This is a genomic window from Acinetobacter sp. YH12134 (assembly GCF_013418555.1).
Classification (GTDB): domain Bacteria; phylum Pseudomonadota; class Gammaproteobacteria; order Pseudomonadales; family Moraxellaceae; genus Acinetobacter; species Acinetobacter indicus.
On the sequence record NZ_VPBT01000004.1, the window covers coordinates 1 to 24,317 of the forward strand.

The 24,317-nt window shown below is 37.9% G+C and carries 20 protein-coding genes and 3 pseudogenes; 11 read left to right on the forward strand and 12 right to left on the reverse strand.

Annotated elements, in window-relative coordinates:
- Nucleotides 1-274: 274 nt before the first annotated feature.
- The 5 genes from FTU69_RS14920 to FTU69_RS04185 form a co-directional block, all read right to left on the reverse strand.
- Nucleotides 275-400: a YHYH domain-containing protein gene (locus FTU69_RS14920; RefSeq protein ID WP_094148905.1), complete on the reverse strand. Its 126-nt coding sequence runs from the start codon at nucleotides 398-400 to the stop codon at nucleotides 275-277.
- 124 nt (nucleotides 401-524) lie between these two features.
- Nucleotides 525-3,002 (reverse strand): heavy metal translocating P-type ATPase, encoded by a 2,478-nt coding sequence (locus FTU69_RS04170; RefSeq protein ID WP_180103532.1) that lies wholly within the window; start codon nucleotides 3,000-3,002, stop codon nucleotides 525-527.
- A gap of 178 nt (nucleotides 3,003-3,180) precedes the next feature.
- The gene (locus tag FTU69_RS04175; protein WP_004281879.1) at nucleotides 3,181-3,375 is read right to left on the reverse strand and encodes a heavy-metal-associated domain-containing protein; all 195 of its coding nucleotides are present in this window, start codon (nucleotides 3,373-3,375) and stop codon (nucleotides 3,181-3,183) included.
- A gap of 468 nt (nucleotides 3,376-3,843) precedes the next feature.
- Nucleotides 3,844-4,725 carry a copper resistance D family protein gene (locus FTU69_RS04180; RefSeq protein WP_180103533.1) on the reverse strand — a complete coding sequence of 294 codons (882 nt, stop codon included), beginning with the start codon at nucleotides 4,723-4,725 and terminating at the stop codon, nucleotides 3,844-3,846.
- 64 nt (nucleotides 4,726-4,789) lie between these two features.
- Nucleotides 4,790-5,170 carry a copper resistance protein CopC gene (locus tag FTU69_RS04185; protein WP_004681441.1) on the reverse strand — a complete coding sequence of 127 codons (381 nt, stop codon included), beginning with the start codon at nucleotides 5,168-5,170 and terminating at the stop codon, nucleotides 4,790-4,792.
- 351 nt (nucleotides 5,171-5,521) lie between these two features.
- On the opposite strand from FTU69_RS04185, the gene FTU69_RS04190 reads away from it, so the two are divergent.
- The 6 genes and pseudogenes from FTU69_RS04190 to FTU69_RS04215 all read left to right on the forward strand — a co-directional run bounded on the left by FTU69_RS04190 (nucleotide 5,522) and on the right by FTU69_RS04215 (nucleotide 11,538).
- Complete coding sequence (locus FTU69_RS04190) at nucleotides 5,522-5,764, forward strand: DUF2789 family protein (RefSeq protein ID WP_004281876.1); 243 nt, start codon at nucleotides 5,522-5,524, stop codon at nucleotides 5,762-5,764.
- Nucleotides 5,765-6,491: 727 nt separating this feature from the next.
- Nucleotides 6,492-6,923 (forward strand): hypothetical protein, encoded by a 432-nt coding sequence (locus FTU69_RS04195; protein WP_004681444.1) that lies wholly within the window; start codon nucleotides 6,492-6,494, stop codon nucleotides 6,921-6,923.
- Between the two features lie 28 nt (nucleotides 6,924-6,951).
- A pseudogene (locus tag FTU69_RS04200) lies at nucleotides 6,952-7,225 on the forward strand (DUF2933 domain-containing protein).
- Nucleotides 7,222-7,872: an isoprenylcysteine carboxylmethyltransferase family protein gene (locus FTU69_RS04205; protein WP_016658846.1), complete on the forward strand. Its 651-nt coding sequence runs from the start codon at nucleotides 7,222-7,224 to the stop codon at nucleotides 7,870-7,872. The pseudogene FTU69_RS04200 and the gene FTU69_RS04205 overlap by 4 nt, the downstream one beginning before the upstream one ends.
- 11 nt (nucleotides 7,873-7,883) lie before the next feature.
- Complete coding sequence (locus FTU69_RS04210) at nucleotides 7,884-10,259, forward strand: heavy metal translocating P-type ATPase (protein WP_180103534.1); 2,376 nt, start codon at nucleotides 7,884-7,886, stop codon at nucleotides 10,257-10,259.
- Nucleotides 10,256-11,538: pseudogene (locus FTU69_RS04215) on the forward strand (MgtC/SapB family protein). Before FTU69_RS04210 ends, FTU69_RS04215 begins: the two are co-directional and overlap by 4 nt.
- 38 nt (nucleotides 11,539-11,576) lie before the next feature.
- On the opposite strand, the gene FTU69_RS04220 reads toward FTU69_RS04215, so the two are convergent.
- Nucleotides 11,577-12,977: a heavy metal sensor histidine kinase gene (locus FTU69_RS04220; protein WP_180103535.1), complete on the reverse strand. Its 1,401-nt coding sequence runs from the start codon at nucleotides 12,975-12,977 to the stop codon at nucleotides 11,577-11,579.
- Entirely contained in the window at nucleotides 12,970-13,650 is a 681-nt protein-coding gene (locus FTU69_RS04225) for a heavy metal response regulator transcription factor (RefSeq protein WP_004679347.1), read from the reverse strand. Before FTU69_RS04225 ends, FTU69_RS04220 begins: the two co-directional genes overlap by 8 nt.
- Nucleotides 13,651-13,798: 148 nt before the next feature.
- Here FTU69_RS04225 and FTU69_RS04230 point away from each other — a divergent pair, with 148 nt between their 5' ends.
- The 4 genes from FTU69_RS04230 (at nucleotide 13,799) to FTU69_RS04245 (ending at nucleotide 17,217) form a co-directional block, all read left to right on the forward strand.
- Nucleotides 13,799-14,095 carry a hypothetical protein gene (locus FTU69_RS04230; protein ID WP_005006338.1) on the forward strand — a complete coding sequence of 99 codons (297 nt, stop codon included), beginning with the start codon at nucleotides 13,799-13,801 and terminating at the stop codon, nucleotides 14,093-14,095.
- A gap of 89 nt (nucleotides 14,096-14,184) precedes the next feature.
- Nucleotides 14,185-16,041 (forward strand): copper resistance system multicopper oxidase, encoded by a 1,857-nt coding sequence (locus FTU69_RS04235; protein ID WP_156189616.1) that lies wholly within the window; start codon nucleotides 14,185-14,187, stop codon nucleotides 16,039-16,041.
- Nucleotides 16,028-16,948, forward strand: a complete 921-nt coding sequence (locus tag FTU69_RS04240; protein WP_104988042.1) for a copper resistance protein B — start codon at nucleotides 16,028-16,030, stop codon at nucleotides 16,946-16,948. The genes FTU69_RS04235 and FTU69_RS04240 overlap by 14 nt, the downstream gene beginning before the upstream one ends.
- Before the next feature lie 23 nt (nucleotides 16,949-16,971).
- The gene (locus tag FTU69_RS04245) at nucleotides 16,972-17,217 is read left to right on the forward strand and encodes a hypothetical protein (protein WP_180074801.1); all 246 of its coding nucleotides are present in this window, start codon (nucleotides 16,972-16,974) and stop codon (nucleotides 17,215-17,217) included.
- Between the two features lie 9 nt (nucleotides 17,218-17,226).
- Here FTU69_RS04245 and FTU69_RS04250 read toward each other — a convergent pair.
- Nucleotides 17,227-18,317, reverse strand: a pseudogene (locus FTU69_RS04250) (IS3 family transposase).
- Nucleotides 18,318-18,459: 142 nt separating this feature from the next.
- On the opposite strand from FTU69_RS04250, the gene FTU69_RS04255 reads away from it, so the two are divergent.
- Complete coding sequence (locus FTU69_RS04255; RefSeq protein WP_257223590.1) at nucleotides 18,460-18,807, forward strand: hypothetical protein; 348 nt, start codon at nucleotides 18,460-18,462, stop codon at nucleotides 18,805-18,807.
- A 76-nt stretch (nucleotides 18,808-18,883) separates the two neighbouring features.
- On the opposite strand, the gene FTU69_RS04260 is transcribed toward FTU69_RS04255, so the two are convergent.
- From FTU69_RS04260 to FTU69_RS04275, 4 genes are read right to left on the reverse strand one after another with little or no spacing between them, the layout of a single operon-like run.
- Complete coding sequence (locus FTU69_RS04260; protein ID WP_104988039.1) at nucleotides 18,884-19,303, reverse strand: hypothetical protein; 420 nt, start codon at nucleotides 19,301-19,303, stop codon at nucleotides 18,884-18,886.
- A 1-nt stretch (nucleotide 19,304) separates the two neighbouring features.
- The gene (locus FTU69_RS04265; protein WP_180103536.1) at nucleotides 19,305-21,428 is read right to left on the reverse strand and encodes an integrase; all 2,124 of its coding nucleotides are present in this window, start codon (nucleotides 21,426-21,428) and stop codon (nucleotides 19,305-19,307) included.
- Nucleotides 21,421-22,977 carry a site-specific integrase gene (locus FTU69_RS04270; RefSeq protein ID WP_180103537.1) on the reverse strand — a complete coding sequence of 519 codons (1,557 nt, stop codon included), beginning with the start codon at nucleotides 22,975-22,977 and terminating at the stop codon, nucleotides 21,421-21,423. The genes FTU69_RS04265 and FTU69_RS04270 overlap by 8 nt, the downstream gene beginning before the upstream one ends.
- On the reverse strand, nucleotides 22,970-24,196 hold the full coding sequence (locus FTU69_RS04275; protein ID WP_180103538.1) for a site-specific integrase: 1,227 nt from the start codon (nucleotides 24,194-24,196) through the stop codon (nucleotides 22,970-22,972). Before FTU69_RS04275 ends, FTU69_RS04270 begins: the two co-directional genes overlap by 8 nt.
- Between the last annotated feature and the right edge of the window lie 121 nt (nucleotides 24,197-24,317).

Here is a 24,317-nt window from a genome sequence, read left to right on the forward strand (position 1 = left end):
GACAAGCATCGTCATTTTATTATGGTCAGCCTCAGGGTGAAGTGTGTCTAATCAACAGGGTTTTCGGTCTCTAAGTACTTTTTAAAGGGAACATCATCGACTCAAATCTCTATTTGCAACAGTGCCGTTAATAGAACTTCATCTTAGAGAACATGTACTCGGTGATACTGAGGAAATAAAGGAAAAAGAACTGAATGAATTTTTAGCTTTAGTTAAACGCTACTTATAACTTTAAAGCACAGTCTTTTAAATAAAAAAACTGTGTGCGCACCTATTAATGACAGTGGTAATCACCAGTTTTACTGTTGGTATGACAACCCTGTGAGTTCGTTCCCCCAGAATGAGCATTCGCATAGGTAAATGACATGCCTATAAAGCATATTAATAAAATTCTTTTCATCTTAATCCCTCTCAAATAATTAGAATATCAACTGTATGATATTTAATAAAAGCCAACATGGCTTAGACTATTTCCAAATATATAAAGTAAAGCCAACAAAACTTTAAATGTATATAAAAAATGGTTAAATAATTGCAAGGGGGGCTTTAAAACGTTTTAATCGTAAAGCATTTCCTAGTACAAATATTGACGAGAGAGCCATTGCACCAGCAGCAAATACAGGAGAAAGTAGCAGTCCAAATTGCGGATAAAGTACACCTGCTGCAATAGGAATCAGAGCTGCATTGTAAACAAATGCCCAAAATAAATTTTCACGAATATTGGTTATAGTCGCTTTGCTTAAAGCGATAGCATTCGGCACTCCTTTCAGGTTGCCAGACATCAAAACCACATCAGCAGCTTCAATAGCTACGTCTGTACCTGTACCTATCGCTAAAGCAATATCTGCTTCTGCAAGTGCAGGGGCATCATTAATGCCATCTCCAACATATGCGAGTTTACCATATTGATTTTTTAATTTTTTAACGGCCTCTATTTTACCTTCTGGTAAGACTTCTGCAATAACCTCATCAATACCTAGTTTTTTTGCAATCGCTTGAGCTGTATGACGGTTATCACCTGTAATCATGGCAACCTTTAAACCTAACTGATGTAACGCTTCAATTGCAGCAAATGTTGATTCTTTAATTGGATCTGCTACAGCAATAATGGCAGCAAGTTTCTGGTCAATCGCAACATAGAGAGGGGTTTTTCCTTCTTCTCCCAAACGATCCGAAAATTGAGAAAAAACATTAGGATTCAAACCTAGTTTTTCCATATATCGATCTGCACCAATATGAACCAAATGTTCAGACACCGTTGCTTCTATTCCATAGCCCGTGACTGACTTGAAATCAGCAACAGGAGACAGGATTAATTCCTTATCTATAGCGGCTTGTACAATTGCTCGAGCAATAGGATGCTCAGACTTTGATTCAACGGCTGCCATAAGTGAAAGTACGGCATTGTATTCAAACCCTTCTAAGACATGCAGATCGGTTAAAATTGGTTTCCCTTCAGTCAGGGTCCCTGTTTTATCAACAGCAACCACTTTAGTTTCTTTGAGCAGCTGCAAAGCTTCCCCTTTACGGAATAAAACACCCATTTCAGCACCACGCCCAGTTCCCACCATGATTGATGTAGGCGTTGCAAGTCCCATTGCACAAGGACATGCAATAATGAGTACCGCAACTGCATTAACTAAGCTAAACGTTAGGGCGGGCTCAGGGCCGAAGATAAACCAAGTAATAAAAGTTAAAAGAGAGAGACCCATTACTACAGGTACAAACCACATGGTAATTTTATCAACCAATGCCTGAATAGGCAGCTTGGAACCCTGTGCCTGTTCAACCATTCGGATGATTTGAGAAAGCACTGATGAACTACCAACAGAGGTGGCTTTGATATTTAAGCTGCCACTTTGGTTAATTGTTCCTCCTACCACAGTAGAGCCTATCGTTTTTTCAACGGGCATAGGCTCGCCAGTAATCATGGATTCATCAATAAAACTTTGGCCGTGAATAACTTCACCATCGACAGGGATACGCTCGCCTGGTCTAATCTCTACAATCGTTCCTGTTTGAACTTCGGCAATCGGAACTTCTATCACCTGATTATTGAGCTGTATTCTGGCAACTTTAGGCTGCATTCCAACTAGATGTTGAATTGCTAAAGACGTTCGGCCTTTTGCCTTGGCTTCAAAAAATCTACCTAATAGAATTAAAGTGATAATAACCGCTGCAGCTTCATAATAAACATTGACCGTGCCTTGTGGCAGGACACTTGGAAAGAAAGTAGCAACCACTGAATAAAGATAAGCAGCCAATGTTCCTACAGCCACCAAGGAATTCATGTCTGGTGCTAAGCGGAATAAACTTGGGATGCCCTTTTTAAAGAAGCGTCGGCCTGGAAAAATTAATGCTACTGTGGTCAAGAAAAATTGCATTAACCAGCTATTTTGTTGGCCAATGTTATCCATCATAAACGTATGAAAGGCGGGAATCAGGTGTGATCCCATTTCTAAAATAAAAACGGGTAGAGTCAATAAGACTGACAAAATTAAATCTTTTTTAAGTTTTTCTAATTCAATATTTTTTTTATCTTGAAAGCTTTCCGTAGTTTGATGAACTGACTTTGCTTCAAACCCTGCTTTGGTGACAGCCTGAATTAACGAGTCACGAGTGACAGATGAGCTTGCCTGAATAGTCGCTTTTTCAGTAGCCAGATTTACATGAGCTGATTCCACACCCTCAACAGATTTTAAGGCCTTTTCTACTCGACCTACACAAGAAGCACATGACATACCCTCAATCGTAAGCTCTATTGGTTGCAGCGCTTCCACTTCGTAGCCTGCTTTTTCTACGGCTTTAATTAAAGTAGCGCGATCAAGTGGTTGATGCGCATAAATGACTGCTTTTTCGGTAGCCAGATTTACATGAGCCGATTCAACACCCTCAACAGATTTTAAAGCTTTTTCCACCCGGCCTACACAAGAAGCACATGTCATCCCCTCAATCTCTAATGTTTCACTGTAGTGTGGCGTATCAGTCATTTCGGTACTCATATACGATCTCTATCATTTAGATATGCTGAGTTCTATATGCGAAGATCAGCTCGAACCAAGATTAGGGGGAATTCAGGGATTACTTTTATTTCAAGCAAGTACAGGTTTTATCTGTACGATGAGGAAAATAAGAGAGAGTAAAAGTGGTAAGGAATTCCCACTGTTACTCTAACAGAGATTAAGCAGGATCAGCTGTAAATCCACGCTCACTGAGAGTGGCAATGACTTGATCCTGACTCACCGTTGTGTTGATTTCAACAATACGGTTTTGTAAATCAATATCGAGTGAGGCATTCGAGTCGAGCTCTTTAATTGCGGTAGTAATGCCGCGTGCACAACCACCACAAGTCATATTAGCGATGTGAAATTTCATATGTTGCTCCTTTTAACAAAACATTTGTTTAAAACATTAGAACAGTAACTCTAAACTTTCACCATACAACCAGCCTTTTTCTGAATCAGTTACTCGCTGTAACTTGGTCTGTTTACAACCTTACAGTTTTCTTCAGAGTATTCCAAAGAAGAGTGTTCTAATGACTACAGTAAAAGTACTTAACCAACATTAATGTGACTTTAAAATGACATTTTTGTCATCTACGATCACTCTGAAATTTATAAGATTAGTTATTTCAATCAATGGTAGTGAACTGAATAGATGAGACCGTTATGGGTTGAAGATAAGCTAAAAACCGGTGACTACCTTTATGTATAATGCCTCATGATGCGATTTTACTGTTCTGATTGTCGTAAGTTGGCAGTCCAGTAGAAACTTTATTGCTCAGCTACAAAAGATAAATGCAGTAATGTTAAATTTCCTCAATTCCCTTATTTTGAAATTCTCTTATTCAATACCCACGACAGTGGTTATATAGCCTGTTGTTAATAGAATTGATAGACCTAATAACATCTCAAATAAAATGGCATGACTAAGGTGTTTAGCGAATTTAGGATGTTGAAGACGCGGGGTGAAATACCATTTGTTGAAGGCAGCTAAAAGTAGAATACCTATAACAAAAAACATTTTAACCATGAAACCATAGCCATATGCAGTATTGATTAAGGTATTAAAATCTTTAATTAAAAGAAGAGCTACACTAGCGCCACAGGCGATTAATATCCCAACAATGAAAGCAGCAATACGTCCAAATACATGCATGCGATCTTTTAAAGGTAAACCACTTATTTCCCGGCTGGTTTTCCATAACGGATATAAAGACCCCATCCATAACGACATAACTAGAATATGGATTGATAATAAAATTTGAGTAAGTAAGGTTAAATTAGCGACATGTCCGAGCTGGGAAAAACTAAAAATAATCGGGATAAGTAAAATACAAAATATTGAACTTTCAATTATAGAAAACTGACCTTTGTTCCTGTTAACTTTAACCACCATGAGAAGAAGTAAAAGAGCAAAACTAATAGAACGAAGAACGTATATATACCCCGTCGGAGTATTAACCAATATATTAATATACGTGGGGTCCACCATCCCTGTAATACCAGTATTGGCAAAACTACCAATCAGAATAAAAAATCCCAAGGTACTGGAAATTAGGCCTAATCCAGCGCCAATTGTAATATATTTAAGAATCGATTCTTTTAGTTCAAGATATTGTCTAAGTAAAAAATAGCAAAAGGCCCCACCAACGACAAAAGCTACACTTAAATATAAAATAACCTTAGTTAACCAAGTGGCCCACATCCAATATTCAGAAATCATTATTTTTGTCCATTCTAGAACAACATGCCAGCACCTCACTGACATGTTGAAAGGTAATCAATTCTTATTTAGTTGATTTAATAGTGAAACTATATTCACCATTCATGTTGTGACCATCTTTCCCCATTGTTGTCCAGACAACGGTATATTTACCTTTTTTCAGTTTCGGAAGAGCGACATCAAAGGATTTCTTTAAGTCATGAGTAACTTTATATTTTAAAGGAACATCTCTTCGCTGAGCATCCAGTAACTTAATATTCATCAACATAACCTCTGCACCAAAGTTAAGGGTCAAGTTCTTTGGTTGACTAAGGATAGATGCATTTTCCGCAGGAATCGCACTCACTAAACTCACATGAGCGAACGTAGTTGTAGTAGCCACAATCATCGTTGCAGCTACTACAACATTACGTAGAGCAGTCATTTTATTTTGAAATAATTTCATTTACGTTTCCTCTTGATTCGTTAGTTCATTAGAGATGACTTTATAAAATCTATATTTAATGAGACCACATCATCTCCTCTTATATTTCAATTATTAGTGAGAGACAGAAACAGAGCGATGACTTCAAAATTACATTTTTGTCATTTTTAAAATTTAAAATCTTTAACTATTAAAATAATCTTATTGAAAAATAATGATCATTTAACAAACAAATTATGTAGGTGGTTGATTTATGAAATGTAGTAATCATTTTGTCTAAGAAAATAGTAGCTATTTAATTTTTTATATTTTATTTTAAATATAAACATGTTATGTTTAATTTGATCTAATATAAATTTGTGGGCTAAGCACATGACTCAAACACGTCCAAGAATGACCAAATTATTTGAACAGCTTGGTTTAGCTTCTACTGAAGAAGCAATTGCAAAATTCATAGAGAGCCATCAGCTAGCTGGAGATGTTTTTTTAACACAAGCAATTTTTTGGACTGATGCTCAACGTCATTTTTTAGAAGAAAAACTACACTCTGATGGTGAATGGACGACAGTGATTGATCAATTAAATGAGTCTTTACATGAAAATTCAGTAAAATAATTTTCCGTTAGTATTAAGGATCTACATTCTTCCCTGCATTGAATACAACTCATTCATACAGTAGTACTGTTTTGGAGATGGAATCTCTATTATATAAGTAGTAGATTCCTTACTCTGAAATTTGGATTATAAACCCTAATATTAAAAATAATCTTCTTTACCTTCTATCGGCTTTGTTGCATAAATATGTAAGCATCTGATTTAAATAAATTTAATTTTGAATCAAAAAAATAATCAAAACTTCTAAAATCATATAGTTATGAAATCTTTGTGCAACAAAGCCCCTTCTATCTAATAAATATACCAATAAGTTTAATAATTAAATTATCCACCCTTTTTTCTATAAAAAACTATTTTGATCAACTGTATTTTTTCTTTAAAGGAATAACAGTGTAAATTACATTAAGAATGTGTCTCTAACTAGCCTTGGAGTCATCTAATCATTTCATTTTTATTTTTTTAAGCACATAAAATCATAACAACTTTAATAGTTTTAAAAGATTAATATTAAATAAAATTTTTGTCATCTCAGCATAGACTATATATTTCGAGAAGATCTCAAAATTACATTTTTGTCATTTTTAAAAAATAATTAATTAATAGTGCTAAAATTTTTAAGAGAGACAGAGAATAACCAAAAATTTCATCAGTTTAGTAGTCAAATTCCTAGACTCTGTTCAGTACTAAAACATAGCTTTTACTTCCAAATTATTTAAAGGAAAAAATTATGATGAAATTCAAAAACATTTTTTTGGGCTTATGTATCGCAGCCGCGTCATTGAATACATTTGCACAGCAATCCGATGAACACAAAGATCACCACCCTGAAAAAACAGCACCATCTGCAGTAACAATTAAGCAAACAGTTACCAGCACCACTGCTACAGATAAAATGGCTGCAATGGACCAGCACATGAAAGCAATGCAAGCCATGCATGCAAAGATGATGGCTGCAAAAAACCCTCAAGAACGTCAAAAACTTATGGCTGAGCACATGAAACTCATGCAAGGAGGTATGAGCATGATGAAACAGATGAGCGGCCAAAGCATGAATGCAAATATGGCTGACCGTCAGCAAATGATGGAAAAACGTATGGACATGATGCAATCCATGATGCAGATGATGATGGACTGTATGCCTCCCTCCACAACTAAATAATTACCCATGAATTAGAGAGGGAAGCACCATGAACCATCAACCTCAAGAACATAATTCAGTACCTAACTTTTGGTCTACACGTTATGCCATCGGCCTATTCGTGATTGGTGGTGTGGCAGCCTATTTTCTCTTAACCGAGCATTTGGCCCATGTCGTTGGTGTTTTACCCTTTTTACTCCTTTTAGCATGCCCCACTCATGCATATTTTTATGCATGGTGGTCATGGACATCACCATCATCAACAGAAAAATCCAGACACATCAGATAATAAAAAATCACGCGAACCAGGAGACCCCTCATGAATCATGCGGAATCGGCCTATGGTCTGTGGTGGCTCGTCATCATAAATTCGGCAATTTTCATTATGTTTGCCTTCAGTTTTTTTAAACCCGCCACAGCACGAGACTGGCGTACTTTTAGCGCTTTCTCTGCTTTCATCATTGCATTGTTTGTCGAGATGTATGGTTTCCCTTTAACCATTTACCTGTTGTCAGGCTGGCTACAAACTCGCTTTCCTGAACTTGATTTGCTGTCGCATAACTCAGGTCACTTATGGTCAACGCTACTGGGTGAAAAGGGTGATCCACATTTTGGCATTCTGCACATCGCGAGTTATATTTTTTTGGGCTATGGTTTCTATTTACTATCAAAAGCATGGCAGGTGTTGTACCACGCACAACGTCATCACCAATTGGCAGTAAGCGGACCCTATGCGCGCATACGCCACCCGCAATACGTAGCTTTTGTAATGATCTTGCTGGGTTTTTTATTGCAATGGCCAACTTTACTGACACTGATTATGTTTCCGATCTTACTGATTATGTATGGGCGCCTAGCAATCACGGAAGAGGCTGAGATGAGTAAACAGTTTGGTACTGTCTATGACAGCTATGCTCAACAGACTCCAAGATTTATTCCAAAATTCGGCCATAAAACCACTTTACCATAGGAGAATTATTTATGTCAGATCAAAAAAATCATAACCAGGACCATATGGCACAGGCTACAACAGACGTACTGAAAGACCCAGTCTGTGGTATGACCGTCACTGAAGAATCGAAATACCATGAGGAATTTAAGGGGAAAACTTACTTTTTTTGCAGTGATAAATGTCAATCAAAGTTTCATAGCAGCCCGGTGCAATATATCGCTAAACCCGCAACGACGACTGCCGATGCACATACACAGCATCATCAGACTGTTCAACACGTTAATGCGGCAAGCACAACAGGTACGACCATCTATACATGCCCAATGCATCCAGAAATCAGGCAAGATCATCCTGGAAACTGTCCTAAATGCGGAATGACACTGGAGCCACTCATTCCTGAATTAGAGGAAGATGAGAATCCGGAGTTACGTGATTTCCGCCGACGCTTCTGGTGGACACTGCCATTGACCATCATCGTGACTTTTTTGGCGATGTTTGGTCATCAAATGAACCTGTTCAATATGGCTGTTCAGAGCTGGATTGAACTGGTGTTGTCACTCCCAATTGTACTTTGGGCAGGTTGGCCATTTTTTTCCCGGGGTTGGCAATCGGTTGTGAATCGCAACCCGAACATGTGGACGCTGATTGGTTTGGGCACTGGAGCTGCATTTATTTATAGTGTGGTCGCAACCATTGCACCGCAAATCTTCCCAGACTCATTTATTTCCATGGGTCGTGTCGCTGTTTACTTTGAAGCTTCAGCGGTCATCATTTCATTGACCCTACTGGGACAAATATTGGAGTTAAAAGCACGTTCGCAAACTTCTGCTGCAATTAAGTCACTCCTTGGGCTCGCTCCTAAAACAGCTCGCCGAATCCTGCCTGATGGAACTGAAGAAGATGTTCCTCTAACGCATGTCCATGTAGGAGATTTACTCAGAATTCGCCCAGGTGAAAAAGTGCCTGTGGATGGTGTAATCACTGAAGGAAGTAGTTCAGTGGATGAATCGATGCTGACAGGTGAACCTTTACCTATCACTAAACGTATCGGCGATAAAGTCATTGGAGCTACCCTGAATACCAATGGTTCATTGATCATGCGTTCAGAGAAAATTGGTTCAAGTACCATGTTATCCCAGATCGTACAGATGGTGGCGCAAGCTCAACGATCGAGAGCACCAATGCAACGTATGGCTGATCAGGTAGCAGGTTGGTTCGTCATGGCTGTAGTGATCATTGCCTTGCTTACCTTCTTTGGATGGGGACTATTCGGCCCAGAAGAATCAAGCTGGGTTTATGCATTAATCAATGCTGTGGCAGTACTCATTATTGCCTGTCCTTGTGCACTAGGCTTGGCAACTCCAATGTCTATCATGGTTGCGACGGGTCAAGGTGCTACTCATGGTGTACTGTTCCGTGATGCAGCAGCCATTGAGAATCTACGCAAGATTGACACACTAATCATCGATAAAACAGGTACGTTAACTGAAGGACGCCCTGTATTCGATCGTGTAGTTGCCGCATCAGGTTTTGACGAATCTGAAGTATTACGTTTAGCCGCCAGTCTTGATCAAGGCAGTGAACACCCGCTAGCCGAAGCGATTGTAAACGCAGCACACGAACGTGGCCTGTCTCTTGAAACACCAGATAATTTTGAATCGGGCTCAGGGATTGGTGTTCGAGGTCAAGTGGGCGATCGTCAGTTAGCTTTGGGCAACACAGCACTGATGGAGCAATTGGGTATCTCGGTACAATCTCTGATTCCGCAAGCCGAAGAGCTGCGTTCGGAAGGTGCAAGTGTGATGCATCTAGCCATCAATGGTGAATTGGCCGGTCTGCTTGCAGTATCCGATCCCATCAAAAAAAGTACCCCAGAAGCACTTGCCACCCTGAAGGAAGCGGGTCTACGTATCGTGATGGCAACAGGAGATGGTCTCACCACTGCCCGTTCAGTCGCAGCACGTCTAGGCATTGATGAGGTACATGGTGAAGTTAAACCCGCAGATAAACTAGAACTGGTCAGCAAATTGCAGAAGGAAGGTCGCATCGTGGCAATGGCCGGCGATGGAATCAATGATGCACCAGCACTAGCCAAGGCTGATGTCGGTATCGCTATGGGGACCGGAACTGATGTCGCAATGAATAGTGCTCAAGTTACCTTGGTCAAGGGAGATTTACGCGGTATCGCGGTTGCCCGTTCACTTTCGGAAGCTACTGTTGGCAACATGAAACAGAACCTCATGTTTGCTTTCCTTTACAATGCTTTGGGTATCCCTATCGCGGCTGGCGTACTATATCCATTTACCGGTTGGTTGTTGTCACCGATGATTGCCGCCTTGGCTATGAGTTTGAGTTCAGCTTCAGTCATCACGAATGCCCTTCGCCTGCGAAATAAAAAGTTATGATAGAGAGTTCTTTTCTTCCACCAGATGTACCAGGTCTTATTGCAGCACTTGCCATCGGCCTGCTCATTGGTTTAGAACGAGGATGGCACGATCGTGAATTGCCCGAGGGCAGCCGAGTAGCAGGCCTACGTACCTTCACATTGACAGGATTCCTCGGAGGAGTGCTCGGTCATTTACAACCAAACTTCGGGCCTTGGCCGCTGGTCGCGGCCGTATTAGGGCTTTCCTTATTATTAACAGTGTCCTACGCGCGTACCGCAAAACTTTCCGGTAATCTAAGCGCTACCACGACGATCGCGATGCTGTTGACATTAGTTTTAGGTGCATATGCATCCCATGGTAATGTTACTTTAGCATTAACCGCGGCTGTAATCGTCGCTGTATTTTTGGATCTCAAGCCAACCTTACACGGTTGGCTACGCTTGATAGAGCATCGTGAATTAACCGCATCCCTGCAGTTGCTGGTACTTTCTGTCGTTATATTACCCTACTTACCCAATACGGGTCTGGGACCTTTTGCTGCATTAAATCCTTACCAGTTATGGTGGGCAGTGATCCTGATTGCCGGACTCTCTCTGGCAGGTCATTTTGCCATGCGGCTTACCGGTTCAGAAAGAGGCATATTCTGGACAGGTCTATTGGGTGGTTTGGCATCTTCTACAGCTGCAACTGTCGCACTGGCACGCTATACACGCCAGCACCCCGTCATGGTCAGTGCTGCTATTTCTGGAACATTGGCTGCCTGTGGCATCATGTTTTTTCGTATGGTTGTGCTGATAGGCGTCATTGAGCCAGCATTGCTAAGCACTTTTGGTGGTGCAATGATGATTGCGGGAATCCTTCTGCTGGGTATGGCATTGTGGAGACAACGCCAAATTACCAGCGCTGAAAACAACGATCGAACAATAGAAGCAATGGCTCCTTTTGATCTTGGGACAGCATTCAGCTTCGCTGCTTTCCTGGCTGTCATGGCAGTCTTGGTCCCGGCAGCAAAACAATGGTTGGGCACCAGCGGCATCTTCGTATTATCGACTATTTCTGGGCTAGCAGACGTAGATGCTATTTTAGTCTCACTTGCCCGCCTGCATAGTACTGAAGGCTTAACAACAAATGTGGCTGCTGTCGCGCTAGGGCTGGCCACACTGAGCAACATGTTAAGCAAAGCGACAATTGCATGGATGACAGGGGGGCACAGTTTGGCCGAGCTATCATATTTGGCTACACAATTGCCATGATAGGTGCTGGCGTAGCTCTGGCTCTCAGTTTGAGCTTTATGTAAGGTCAACTCGGGTAAATGGAAGATGTTCAAAAAATGAGTTAAAATGATTCCCCTTGCATGGATTCACTTTGAAAAACAATGGTAAAAATGATTCGACCATTGAGGGATTCAGCCTGGATGGTCGCCCCAAGCATATCAAGAATAGATTTTGTTATCGCGAGCCCTAAGCCGGTTCCTTCTTCTGTTCTTTGTCTAGATGCATCTGTTCGATAAAATCGATCAAATAACCTGGATAGTTGTTCAGGAGAGATTTCAGGGCCTTCATTTTCAATTGAAAATATTGTGTTATCTAAATTCTGTTGAAGTTTTATGCGTATTGTAGAATTCTTATTTCCATATTTAACTGCATTAGATAATAGATTGCTGAGTGCTCGACGTAACATAGCAGGATCACCTTTGACATTTCCAGATCCTGTTTGTTGAAGCGTCATATTTTTTTCGGCAGCTAGCGCATCATAGAAATCAAATAAGGCTGTAACTTCTTTAACCAGGTCAATATTCTGTAAGTTCTGTAATTTTAGGCCATGTTCTGCTTTTGCCAAGAAAAGCATATCGGATACCATTCGAGCCAAACGTTCTAATTCTTCTAAATTAGAAAATAGTACTTCTTGATAGGTACTGGTATCTCGTTTACGGGCAAGACATACTTGAGTTTGAGTCATTAAGTTATTAATCGGTGTTCTAATTTCATGCGCTAAATCAGATGAAAAATCGGAAAGCCTTTCTAAAGCTGATTCTAGTCTGTCGAGCATATCATTGAAGGCAATTGCTAATGATTTTAGTTCTGTTGGTGTGTGCTCAACTTCTAAACGTTCTGAAAGATGTTGGGCAGAAATGCCTTCTGCGACCTTAGCCATTTTTTGCACGGGTCTTAAACCTCTCCAGGTTGCAAACCAGCCTAAAAACATTAAACAAATCGTACCGGCTAAACCAATGTAAAAAAGTTGACGCTTAAAATCATTTAAAAAATGTAGATGTTCAGATGTATCGATCCCCACAATAATGCGTACAGATTGTATTTCAGTATTTTTGTTTAAATCCGTGTTGTAGATCATGCCACGATAGGTCTTATTCTTAATTTTCCATTTAATCCAAGGGTTATTTGCTGACTTGATTAACTGTTGAGTATTAATGATTGAAGGTGTTGAACTAAATAAAATCTGACCTGCCGGTCGTTCTATTTGGACCATAAGATCATGGTGTCCAACTAAAGCATCTTTCAAATATAGATCAAGTTCTGGAGAATTTTTAGGATGCTGTTGGAGAAGATTCTGAATAAGCTGGATTTTACCTTCTAATTGGGTACGATCTTGCGTTTCAAAATGATGCATCACTAATTTATGGATGAAAAACCCCATCATAATGAGAATGCATATAGTCGATAATGAGAAAATAATACCAATACGAAAACTAATAGATTTGAATAATTTATTATTCATCTTCTACCTCTAATACATACCCCATTCCTCGAATATTCTGAATTAACTTAGGGGTAAAATTACTATCTACTTTATTTCTTAATCGTTTAATAGCGACTTCAACTACATTTGTATCACTATCAAAGTTCATATCCCAAATTTGAGATGCAATAAGTGCTCTTGGTAGAATTTCACCTCTTCTACGCATAAAAAGCTCCATAAGCGCAAATTCTTTAGCCGTCAGATCAATGCGTTGACCTGCTCGTGTTACCCGACGTTTTCTCAAATCAAGTTCTAAATCAGCAATCTTAATAATATTATTATCTTCTCTTTGTTGCCCTCGTCTAAGGAGCGTTTTTATTCGAGCTAGAAGCTCTGCAAAAGCAAAAGGCTTAACTAAATAATCATCAGCGCCTAGCTCTAATCCTTTTACTCGATCTTCGATTTGATCTCGGGCGGTAAGAAAAAGAATGGGCATTGTTTTACCGCTGCTACGAATATCATTGATAATATTCCAACCATTTAGTCCAGGTAACATCACGTCTAAAATAATTAAGTCATACTCTTCAGAAAGAGCTTGATGTTTACCCGTTAACCCATCTGTAACCCAGTCCGTAATATAGCCAGCTTCGGATAAACCTTGCTTGAGATAATCACCAGTTTTTTGTTCATCTTCAACTAATAGTATTCTCATCTCAGAATCCTAAGTTATTCATTAAAACTATAATAACGTTATAAAACATCTGATCGAGATAGATTACAAAAATGTCATTTTCAAGTCACTTAGATGTTCAGTGCTTCACTTTATTGTAGTAGCAAGAAATTAACTTTTAGAGAAACTTATGAAAACTGTAGTGCGTCGTAGTCTAACAATTTTAATGTGTGCTGGAACTTTAATTGCTGGTACTCAATCTTGGGCAAAAGATGTATCAACCTCAAGTGCCACTAAAACGGTAAAAGCACAGGAACCTTGTACAAAACCTTGTAAAATGGAAAAAGATGACAAGACTCAGCAAGATCATAGTCAACATCAGTCTCCTAACTCATCTGACATGTCAAAAATGGATCATTCTATGATGAATATGGACCATTCTAAAATGGATCATTCAAAGATGAATATGCCTGGTAGCAATAAATAATTTTATAAATAGCGAGAAAGAAGTATTAAAGTTTATACTAAATATTTGCTTTATTACTTCAATCTTGACCTTTCTAAAGGTGAGATAGAATGTCAAAAAAGTTAAGTCATATACTCTTAATTGGAGTTGGTTTATTTTCATCAACTTGGGTAATGGCGGCAGTTAAAGAATATGATTTAACAATCGCTGAACAAACTGTAAATATCACAGGAAAACCAGTTGAGAGAATTACTGTAAATGGTAAATTCGTTGCACCACTTCTTGAATTTGAAGAAGGTGATGAGGCCGTTATCCGTGTTCACAATAAGTTAAAAAATCAGGACTCTTCAATCCATTGGCATGGCTTATTATTACCTGGAATTATGGATGGTGTACCTGGATTTAACAAATTTAATGGCATTGCCCCTAATAAAACTTATGAATATAAGTTTAAAGTCCGCCAAAATGGTACTTATTGGTATCATTCACATAGTAAAGGACAAGAACAAGACGGTTTATATGGTGCTTTTGTTATTTATCCTAAAGATAAAACTCCACTAACAGCTGCTGAAAAAACCGATAAAGATTACGTTGTTTTGCTTTCTGATTTTCATAATTCAACAAGTGATCAAATTATGAAAAATCTTAAAAAAGAAGCAGATTACTATCAGAACCGTCGCGAAACAGTATTCGATGTATTAAAACAAGTTAAACGTGATGGATTAAAGGCAACTTGGCAAGACCGCTCTATGTGGAATCGGATGCGGATGTTGAAAACAGATATGTCCGATGTGACTGGTTATACATTTTTAATGAATGGCAAAACACCTCAGCAAAACTGGACCGGTAACTTCAAAGCTGGTGAAAAAGTTCGCCTTCGTTTTATTAATGCTTCCGCTATGTCATTCTTTGATGTACGCATTCCAAACCTAAAAATGACTGTAGTCAGTGCTGATGGTCAACCTGTAAAGCCCGTTCCTGTAGATGAGTTCCGTATTGGTACTGCTGAAACCTATGATGTCATTGTGGAACCAAAACAAGCACATTACCAAATTGAAGCTGAATCTATTGATCGTACCGGTTTTTCAGTGGGAACATTACATGAAGAAAGCAGCCCAGCAGTCAAACAAATTGAGATGCCTAAATCTCGCCCTCGTGCTTTATTAACTATGGAAGATATGGGGATGAGCCATGACATGTCATCTATGAAAGGTATGGATCATGATATGTCTTCTATGAAAGGCATGAATCACGATATGTCTTCTATGAAAGGTATGGATCATGATATGTCTTCAATGAAAGATATGAATCATGATATGTCTTCTATGAAAGGCATGAATCACGATATGTCTTCTATGAAAGGTATGAATCATGATATGCCGATGAATAGCGCTACTGTTAAGGCGGCTTCAGACAAGAATGATAATACCGTATTTGGATGGGCAAATGCTTCAACACCTGAAGGTAATAAAGCATTGCAATATAGTGATTTGCAATCGTTAGATCCTCAAAAAGACACTCGTGCAGCTGAACGTGAAATAGAGATCCGTCTTGGTGGAAACATGGAGCGTTATATTTGGACAATAAATGGTAAAAAATTTAATGAAGCCGACCCACTAGTGGTGAAGTATGGTGAACGTATTCGCTTAAAATTTGTCAATGACAGTATGATGGCTCACCCAATGCACTTACATGGCATGTTTATGCAGCTTGAGAATGGTCAGGATCCAAGCAATATGCCAAACAAACATACGGTAATTGTTCCACCTGGGAAAACGATAACCACTCTACTCACAGCTGATGAGTTAGGTGAGTGGGCTATTCATTGTCACCTGCTTTACCATATGAGTGCAGGAATGATGAATAAACTCATTGTAGCCCAAGTAGACAAAGATAGTGTTTCAAAAAATATTGTTGCTCAGCCCCCAATAAATGAGAAGGGAGTAAATCCACATGCAAATCACTAAGAATTTCTTCTCAAAAACAGTCTTATCAATTGCATTAATAAGTATATCAAACTTAACTTTTGCTAATAGCAGCACTTCGGAACAAGAAAGTAATATTACAAATGGTATGAGAGTCTTATTACAGGAGTCTGGTGGCTTAAGATATAGCCCCCAAGAATTGTATCCAGAATATTATTCAATGGAAAATGCAAATGGGGGAGATAATATTATTCTGACCGCAAGAAAGAGATCAGCCCCATCTCATGATGATCATCTTAAAGAACATGGCGGACAAATTTATCAAGCAACAAAACTTGAAAATGCATGGATAGTTGATGAAGATGGTAAGGGTACACTAGGAACGAAGTTTGAAACTTTGATTGGGACAGATGAAAATCGTCTATTTATTGAAGCCAATTCGGAAAAGTCAGAAAGTAATGATCCAGAATATGCTGTATCAGCACTTTATAGCCGTAACGTAGCCCCATTTTGGGATGTACAAGCTGGGGTAAGATATAGTGAAGATAAAAATAACAGCAGCAGCGATCGAGTGGATGGGGTTATTGGTATATTAGGTCTAGCTCCTTATTTCTTTGAAACACAAGCATATCTTTATGGCGGTGAGAATAATTTTTGGGGAGCAAGTTTTGAATTAGAACGTGATTTGCTTTTAACTCAGAAACTTATTACTCAACCTTATATCGAAGCAGATGTAATATTTAGCGATGATTCTAACTATGCTGCAAAATCAGGTTTATCAGAACTAAAAACTGGTATCAAAACCCGATATGAGATTACTAAGCGAATTAAACCTTTCATTGATGTTGCTTACCAATATGAAAAAGGACAGAAAGCCACTTCTATGCAAGAGGCAACAGAGTCTGAAAAGGGATGGAAATATGGTGCAGGCATCGAATTAGTTTTTTAAAATAGTATGATTTGGATTCATGAATGGTAGCTTCGGCTACTATTCATGAATTATTACTATTTATTTTCGAATCTGTAAAACTAAAAAAGCTTAATTTTTGGTCTATTTTTATGCAGTGGTTAAAAACATGCTTAAAATTATCACTTATGAGAGTTTTTGATATGCCAACTAAAAAACCAACATCTGAGCGTGATATCGCTAAAGCAGCTGCTTATATATTGCAAGAAAGCTTTATTAAAGGTAATCCTCCCATAAATAACCGAAGTTAAAAGTAGAGGTTAAGCAGCCATTAGAGGTGGCCTTCCTTTGTTTGCTTGGTGTGGTCTTTCATGGTTGTAATGCCACAACCAGTTTGTTGCATAATCTTGTACTTCATCCAAAGTATCAAATAAATGCTTGCTCAGCCAACTATAACGTATGGTCCGATTATAGCGTTCAATATACGCATTCTGCTGTGGCTTACCCGGTTGAATATATTCAATACGAATACCGTGCTCAGTCGCCCAGCGCACAAATTCGTGACTGATAAATTTAGGACCATTATCGCATCGGATCACTAACGGTTTTTCTCTCCACTCCAGCAATTGATTCAACGTACGAATAACCCTGATTGTGGGCAATGAGAACCCTGCTTCAATGGCTAGGCCTTCGCGGCGGTAATCATCAATCACATTCAATAATCGAAACTTGCGACCATCGGAAAGCTGATCATGCATAAAATCTAATGACCAAACCTGATTTTCTCGGATTGGTTCCTTCAATGGTTCAGGCGCATGCCGTTTTAGTCTTCTTCTCGGTTTAATACGCAGATTCAGTGCCAACTCACAGTAAATGCGGTAAACCCGCTTGTGATTCCAGCAGCAACTCTCAACATGCCGTAAATACGAGAAGCACAAACCAAAGCCCCAATCGGAATTTTCCTCAGTGAGTTCAATGAGCTGTTCAGCAATGAGTGCATTGTCATCGCTGAGTTTGGCTTGATAGCGGTAGCAGGTTTCACTAATGCCAAATGCTTTACAAGCCAAACGAATACTAATGGCATGCTGGGCAACTGCCTGTTGTGCCATCTTACGCCGGCAAGATGGCTTTACCCTTGCGCAGCAGTGCTGCTCATTGCCATCGCTTCCTGGATGATTTCGGCCTTTAATCGCTCTTCCGCATACATCTTTTTAAGTCTGGTATTTTCGGCTTCTAGCTCTTTCAGTCGAGCCATTAATGATGTATCCATACCACCATATTTGGCACGCCATTTATAAAAGGTAGCATTACTCATGCCGTGTTCACGGCAAAGGGTCGCTACAGGTGTGCCAGATTCTGCCTGTTTCAAGATGGACATGATCTGACTGTCAGTAAATTTAGATGTTTTCATGCAGAATCTCCTGCTCGTATCTTAAGAGAAAATTCTACTTTTAGATCCTATTATTTTTAGGGGGGATTACCGGACTACTAATGACTTTTGGATTGCACTCTCACTTTCAACAAAGGAACGTAATCGCTTTAACCGTCAAAGAATGTATCGAATACTTCGAAAACTTGTTGAATTAGGTTTTTTAGAAAAAAAAGTTAACCATGAAAACTCTCGCTTTTCTTTATTTAGTGAGACAAAGAAAATTAATATATTTAGAGGCATAAACAATGAAAGTGAAGATTTATCGAAAATGAGACTAGAAGAAACTAGAATAAGTTTTAAAATTTCTTTCCTTGAAAAACAAATAGAGGCTTACAAACAATTGGAAATTAATTTCCCAAGCATGAAAAAGAAAATTTTATATGTTAGAAATAATTGTAAGTCCGAAATAATTGAGTTGAAAGCATACCAACATGCTCTAAAAAGCATTATCTATCCTATTGAAAGTTAAAGATCCAGTTTATTTTGGTTCTTTAACTTTACTATTGCTTCTGAACTAAGGACTCATTTAGCTCTTCGATTGTTAATCAATCCGAACTTTTTTTGCTCATTGGCTCATTCAATTTAGCAATGCTGAGCCCATACTTATGGGCATTGTATTGCCACACCACAAACTGTTCCAACAACATAGCGTTTTCTTTTTCCAATCTAGCATTCTTGGCCTCCAAAGCCTCAATTTTAGTTTGAGCGATTTTCAGACTAGCAGGGAGTTTTTGCTGTTTTGCTTTTAAAATTTCTAATGCTGCTGGAGATTTTTTTCCTAGATCATAAGCGTTCTTAATTTTTGCAAATTTTTGTAGGGTTTGGCGAGTTGGTGCAGGCACAATCTCTAGTTGTACTTCAATTGCTTTGCATAACTTCTCCCACGTTAACTTTTCATTTGGCGACCAATAATCAAGAATTTCAACAATATCTTGTACATTCTGATCTGTTAGATGCTGTGCCATATTAGCTCCATAAATCCAATGATAAAGAATCATGTAAACCTGACTGCTCTTCAAGCTTTTTACGTTGAGTATTCTCAATAATGGGGATACGTTTACGACCTGCTTTTTGATACGCTAAATCAAGATGTGTCACATGTTCCGAAGGCGGCAAACTTAAAGGCGTTCCATCAAGAATGTTTGGATCATCAAGTAGGGCTATCAACTGTTCACAACGTTTAATAGTAAGCTCTCTAGTGTGCAACCAGACCGTTGAACCAGTAACATTTTTACTAACAGCCTCCTTATCCTTAGCCCATAAGATTTTTTCTTTTCTAAGTCGATCTTGAAGCCGTTTTTTCTTTTCATCATCCCCCTTAATACAGACATGCTCTGTACAATTAAGACAGTTTCTATATTTTAGGCAGGGTTCATCAATATAAGAATGTGTACAAAGTCCAAACTCGGTAGTGTGCATGGACAATGTTGTTTTGGTATTTAACTCTTGTAGAGTTCGAGGTGTAGCGATCTGGAATGTATATGTACTATCAGTATCTACTGTACCAACCTCGTTTTTCTGCATCTCAATTAAGCTAAAATTACGATCTTCAACCGAAGTATGGTCATATACTCGATTTTGCTTCATATCAGCCCGCCCTGACCATTTAGCGAGTAACATGCTATCCATTCCATTGGTATTTGCTATCGTATTGAGAAGATGCCTAAATTGATGTGTAGTCACACTGTAGTCACCATATCCCCATCGTTGGAAAATAGATTGAACATTTGCTAACTCATGACGTCCTTTCTTCTTTTTTTTGGTGGAAGATAAGCCTTCATTTAAAGTATTAATATGTGGCATCCATAGCTCAGTAGTTACTGTTGGCTTTTGGGTATGAAATTGATTTGCAAAGCAACAGAAAAGCGCTTCAGACCATTTTATTTCTATGCCAGCACCCACTTGAAACGGTACATATGGGAAGCCTTCAGGTAAGCGACTTCTTATCAATTCATTCAAATCATTCAAACTATATATATTATTCTTTCTTTCTAAACCTCTTACTGCCAAGAATTGATTGCCTGAAGTTCTAGCTGTTGTTGTATCCGAATAATTTGACTCATCAAAACCTAGCGCTTGCAATACTTGTTTTTTTGTTAACAGTTGCTCATCAGAGACTTCTGGACATAATTCATGTCGAGGAAACTTATCACTATTTTCTAACAGAGATGCAAATAGTCTTGCTTTTTCAGAAATTTTTTTTAATCGTTTAATTGCTAATTGAACAGTTGGGATCATGACCCCTGGAATATATTTAATATCGTACCCAAAATTTTTCTGCGCATACCATCTAATACCAAATACAGTTTCACTATTAGAACCATCTACTGTAAGCCCTAAACTGCTCTTAGAAAGCGTTTGGGCTTCTTCCTGGTGGATACAATTCTGCTTTAAGAAAAATAGCTCTGATGCTCGTTCTGGCGCAGCTAGAAGCAAACCCACAGCACTGGTGACAAAAATATCTCTATCTGACAGTTCTGAATCTTTCCGCGAGAAAATATCAGCTAATGCAAAAATCGCATCCTCATCAGGAAGTTTAGACTCTCTATGTTCCTCTGACTCCTCATCTAGCACAATCGATTTATCAGCAGGTTTTTTAAGTGGATTTTTCCACTCTGGCAAAGCTAATACCTTTATTTGGCGTAGAAAATCCAAAAGAATTTTTAATTGTCTTCCTACATGATAAGCAGAGCTTGCTTTGTAATTTTTCTTAGCATTTTCAGCAGCCAAGTCAAAATCAGCAATAACCAATTTAGTTAAATCAACTTCACTATTTCGGTCTAAGAATATTTGCTCTATTGCCCGAATTGAAAGAATTGTGTCTTGAGTTTTTAACTTGCTATTAATTCTTTGATACTTAACATACGCCTTTGCAAATTCTAGAATTGAATGATGTAAAAGATTTTCGGGTAATCTATCTTTGGATGAAATACCCATTTTGACAAAGTTTACTTCGCCTTTCCAATAATGGTCTTCAAATCTAATATCTTCATTTAATTCTGATAACTGCTTAACAAAATCAATAAACCGCTTAATTTCAGAGTCAGGAGTTTGGATTCTGTCAGATGGAAAATAAATCAAATTATCCATGATTAAACTCCTTACAAGCATCAATGACTTGCTGAATGGCAATAATTGTTCGGTCATTCACGGCAGCAACTTCAAGACTACACCCCATTGTTATTAGGTCATCTCGTTCTTTCATTAATTGTTTTAAAATAAGATGATGGGGTGCATTTGCCCAAGGCATAAATTTACTACACAGATAACATGCGATTGGTGCATAATCGTTACAGTATTGATGTGTACCACATGAGCCAACATCACAATCCTGCTCTACACAAGAAATTCGATTAGCATCTTCAATTTGTGATTGAGCCTCAATCTCATCCTTTACAACTTTCCCCTGAAAAGCATCTGCATATTTGCGTAAACTCTCGTCCATGATGGATGATATTTGCTGTGCAATTTCTGGCACACTTTGTACATAGCAATGTGCATTTTGGGTATCATGATGATCTAATAAATTTGCGATGACAATCACGCCTGCTTTTTGTCTAGCAGCATTTGTACCGAGCGTATAACGAAACCTATAAGAAGTAACAAATATTGGCTTACCTGTTTCCCTTGACCGAACACCAAGCTTTCTTACCGCCCCTTTCAATATTTGGGTTAATTCAACCGTAGGCAAATGAATAATTTCTTTTGGCAAAATTTCTGAAATTTCATGCCGATTTTCCCAATCCAAATTAACCAATTTCTCAAAATCATAAAATAGCGGTAGCTCTGCAAACTCTTGTTCAGATAGCTCTCGTTTTATTTCTTTGCTTAATTTCTGCTTTAAAATTCGAGTATGCTCAAACAATATTTGTACGATACTTTCACGAATTCCTACTTCACGAAAAGCATAACGAAATCCACTAGCACCTCTTATTTTAGCTTTTGGAATATTGAGTACATGAACTTTTTTTTCATCCTTAAACTTATACTTATCGGTCTCATATAAGTCTTTTACTTTTAACCCAGCAATTTGTATTGGTCGTCTACCTGTCGCACAAAAAACACGAATTAAAGCAGCCTCATAATAAGAAATCCTATTTTCTGCTAAATATTCGTTGGTTCTAGTAATAATTGCTTGGAATTCAAATGGACTAAATGGACCTTCATCTGGATCAAGAGAAAGAACAGCTGTACCTTTTTCATTTCCAGTTAATTTCCATGAATCCATTAAATCATAGATTTCGTCATCTACTGAAGAGTATCCTAAATTGTAGAGTTTTTTCAAAAAAACTCGTAGCATAGCTACTTTATATTCTTCTTTTTTGGACGAATAAAAATTTTTATAATTTAAAAGACCTTCGATTGAAAAATGATCCTCTCCACTGATCTCAATATATTTCGCTATATATTTACTCATATTAGCAGTATGAAAACTTGAGGAATATCGAGCAAAATTAGTTAGTGTAAATATAACATCATGCCGTACATCCTCTTTCAGTCGTTTCAAATATGTTAAATTCAAAGTGACATTAATGTCTAAAATCCATGTTTCATTATAGATATTAAACTCATACCCTTTGAATGAGCTAAAGGTATTTTGTGATATACCGAGACTATCTATTAAAAGTGACTTATTCACTGTCATCCTCAAATTTTTCTTGGATACTTAAACCTACTTCCATAGCCCGCCTATTTTCTGCACGTCTAGAATATCTTCTAGCACTTTCTGAATTTGGTATCCAACCCATCAGATACGCTCGATCTCTCTCAGCTTGATCTTCCGTTATTTTTCCAGATTGAATTAAATTTTGAACTTTATCTGTATATTTATCATTCCATGTATGCCTAAATGCATGTGCATGCACATTGAATAAAACGACTTCAGAAATTTCTGAAAAAATTTTGTCCAGTGCATTAATTGAAAGCGGCTGTCCATTATTTGATAAGATCAAAAAGTCTGTTAACTCTGCATTAGGCACTGTCGATCTATGATTTAGAATATAGATATCCAATTTTTTCTTTAGATTCTGGTTGAGTGCAATTGATCGACTTCTAGTCTTTACCAAAGGTTGATATAACCGAGGATCACTATCATCATGAGGATTACGTCTAATAGTCAGATAAGGTGTACCCGCTTGAGGAGGGGTTATATCTGTAATTTTTAAATTTAATAATTCTCCTTTACGACATCCTAAGTATAAAAACAAATAGATAATCAGCTCATTTCTATAAACTATGTAATCTGAAATCCAAATACGATTCTGATTATCAGGATTAACCGCCTTTAAAATTTTATCTACCTGCTCATCATCAAAGGACTCATATTCAGACTGACTATCCATGGGCTTACAAGGCCTACGAGATGTTAATAAATTTTTTGTGCTTGTTATTACTGATGAATGAAAATATATCTCTAGCCACCCAATATATTCAGCAAAATTAGTTAACCGCCTATATATTAATTGTTTAGATACATAATCCTGAGTAATAACCAATTTTGCTCTAGATCGCTCTTGATTATTAATTTTGGGAAAATTTACAACTTTTTTATTTGAAGCCATCCTATTTAGTCGACTACGGGTAAAACTTGCTAAATTTGCTATAGCCTCAATTTCATTTATTTCCAGAAAGTCTTTACTTTTTATTCTTTGCTCCAAGTCAATTTCTAATTGATCTAACAACCGAAAGAGCAATTTAATATCTTCCAAGATAGCTGAAATTGTATTAATTGATTGACCACGATTTCTTAAATTAATGATCGTATATAAATTTGGATAAGTCATTGGAACACCATCACTATCCAAAAGAACAGCAAATCGCTCACCACTACTCATTACAAATCTTTTAACGGACATCATAACTATATTTAACAAAATATCTAGGTATTAAATATAATAGGCTATAAATAAAAAAATTTACAGAACTATTTCTAGTATCTGTAAATTCTTTGTTTAATTAATTGTTAAATAATAAAAAATA

Excerpts from the sequence above, each read along its gene's own strand:
- FTU69_RS04235 (WP_156189616.1), top strand. The coding sequence starts at position 14,185 with ATGTCAAAAAAGTTAAGTCATATACTCTTAATTGGAGTTGGTTTATTT.
- FTU69_RS04195 (WP_004681444.1), top strand. The coding sequence starts at position 6,492 with ATGATGAAATTCAAAAACATTTTTTTGGGCTTATGTATCGCAGCCGCG.
- FTU69_RS04210 (WP_180103534.1), top strand. The coding sequence starts at position 7,884 with ATGTCAGATCAAAAAAATCATAACCAGGACCATATGGCACAGGCTACA.
- FTU69_RS04240 (WP_104988042.1), top strand. The coding sequence starts at position 16,028 with ATGCAAATCACTAAGAATTTCTTCTCAAAAACAGTCTTATCAATTGCA.
- FTU69_RS04245 (WP_180074801.1), top strand. The coding sequence starts at position 16,972 with ATGGTAGCTTCGGCTACTATTCATGAATTATTACTATTTATTTTCGAA.
- FTU69_RS04265 (WP_180103536.1), bottom strand. The coding sequence starts at position 21,428 with ATGGATAATTTGATTTATTTTCCATCTGACAGAATCCAAACTCCTGAC.
- FTU69_RS04275 (WP_180103538.1), bottom strand. The coding sequence starts at position 24,196 with ATGATGTCCGTTAAAAGATTTGTAATGAGTAGTGGTGAGCGATTTGCT.
- FTU69_RS04255 (WP_257223590.1), top strand. The coding sequence starts at position 18,460 with ATGTATCGAATACTTCGAAAACTTGTTGAATTAGGTTTTTTAGAAAAA.
- FTU69_RS04205 (WP_016658846.1), top strand. The coding sequence starts at position 7,222 with ATGAATCATGCGGAATCGGCCTATGGTCTGTGGTGGCTCGTCATCATA.
- FTU69_RS04175 (WP_004281879.1), bottom strand. The coding sequence starts at position 3,375 with ATGAAATTTCACATCGCTAATATGACTTGTGGTGGTTGTGCACGCGGC.
- FTU69_RS04170 (WP_180103532.1), bottom strand. The coding sequence starts at position 3,002 with ATGAGTACCGAAATGACTGATACGCCACACTACAGTGAAACATTAGAG.
- FTU69_RS04190 (WP_004281876.1), top strand. The coding sequence starts at position 5,522 with ATGACTCAAACACGTCCAAGAATGACCAAATTATTTGAACAGCTTGGT.
- FTU69_RS04185 (WP_004681441.1), bottom strand. The coding sequence starts at position 5,170 with ATGAAATTATTTCAAAATAAAATGACTGCTCTACGTAATGTTGTAGTA.
- FTU69_RS04225 (WP_004679347.1), bottom strand. The coding sequence starts at position 13,650 with ATGAGAATACTATTAGTTGAAGATGAACAAAAAACTGGTGATTATCTC.
- FTU69_RS14920 (WP_094148905.1), bottom strand. The coding sequence starts at position 400 with ATGAAAAGAATTTTATTAATATGCTTTATAGGCATGTCATTTACCTAT.
- FTU69_RS04220 (WP_180103535.1), bottom strand. The coding sequence starts at position 12,977 with ATGAATAATAAATTATTCAAATCTATTAGTTTTCGTATTGGTATTATT.
- FTU69_RS04260 (WP_104988039.1), bottom strand. The coding sequence starts at position 19,303 with ATGGCACAGCATCTAACAGATCAGAATGTACAAGATATTGTTGAAATT.
- FTU69_RS04230 (WP_005006338.1), top strand. The coding sequence starts at position 13,799 with ATGAAAACTGTAGTGCGTCGTAGTCTAACAATTTTAATGTGTGCTGGA.
- FTU69_RS04180 (WP_180103533.1), bottom strand. The coding sequence starts at position 4,725 with ATGATTTCTGAATATTGGATGTGGGCCACTTGGTTAACTAAGGTTATT.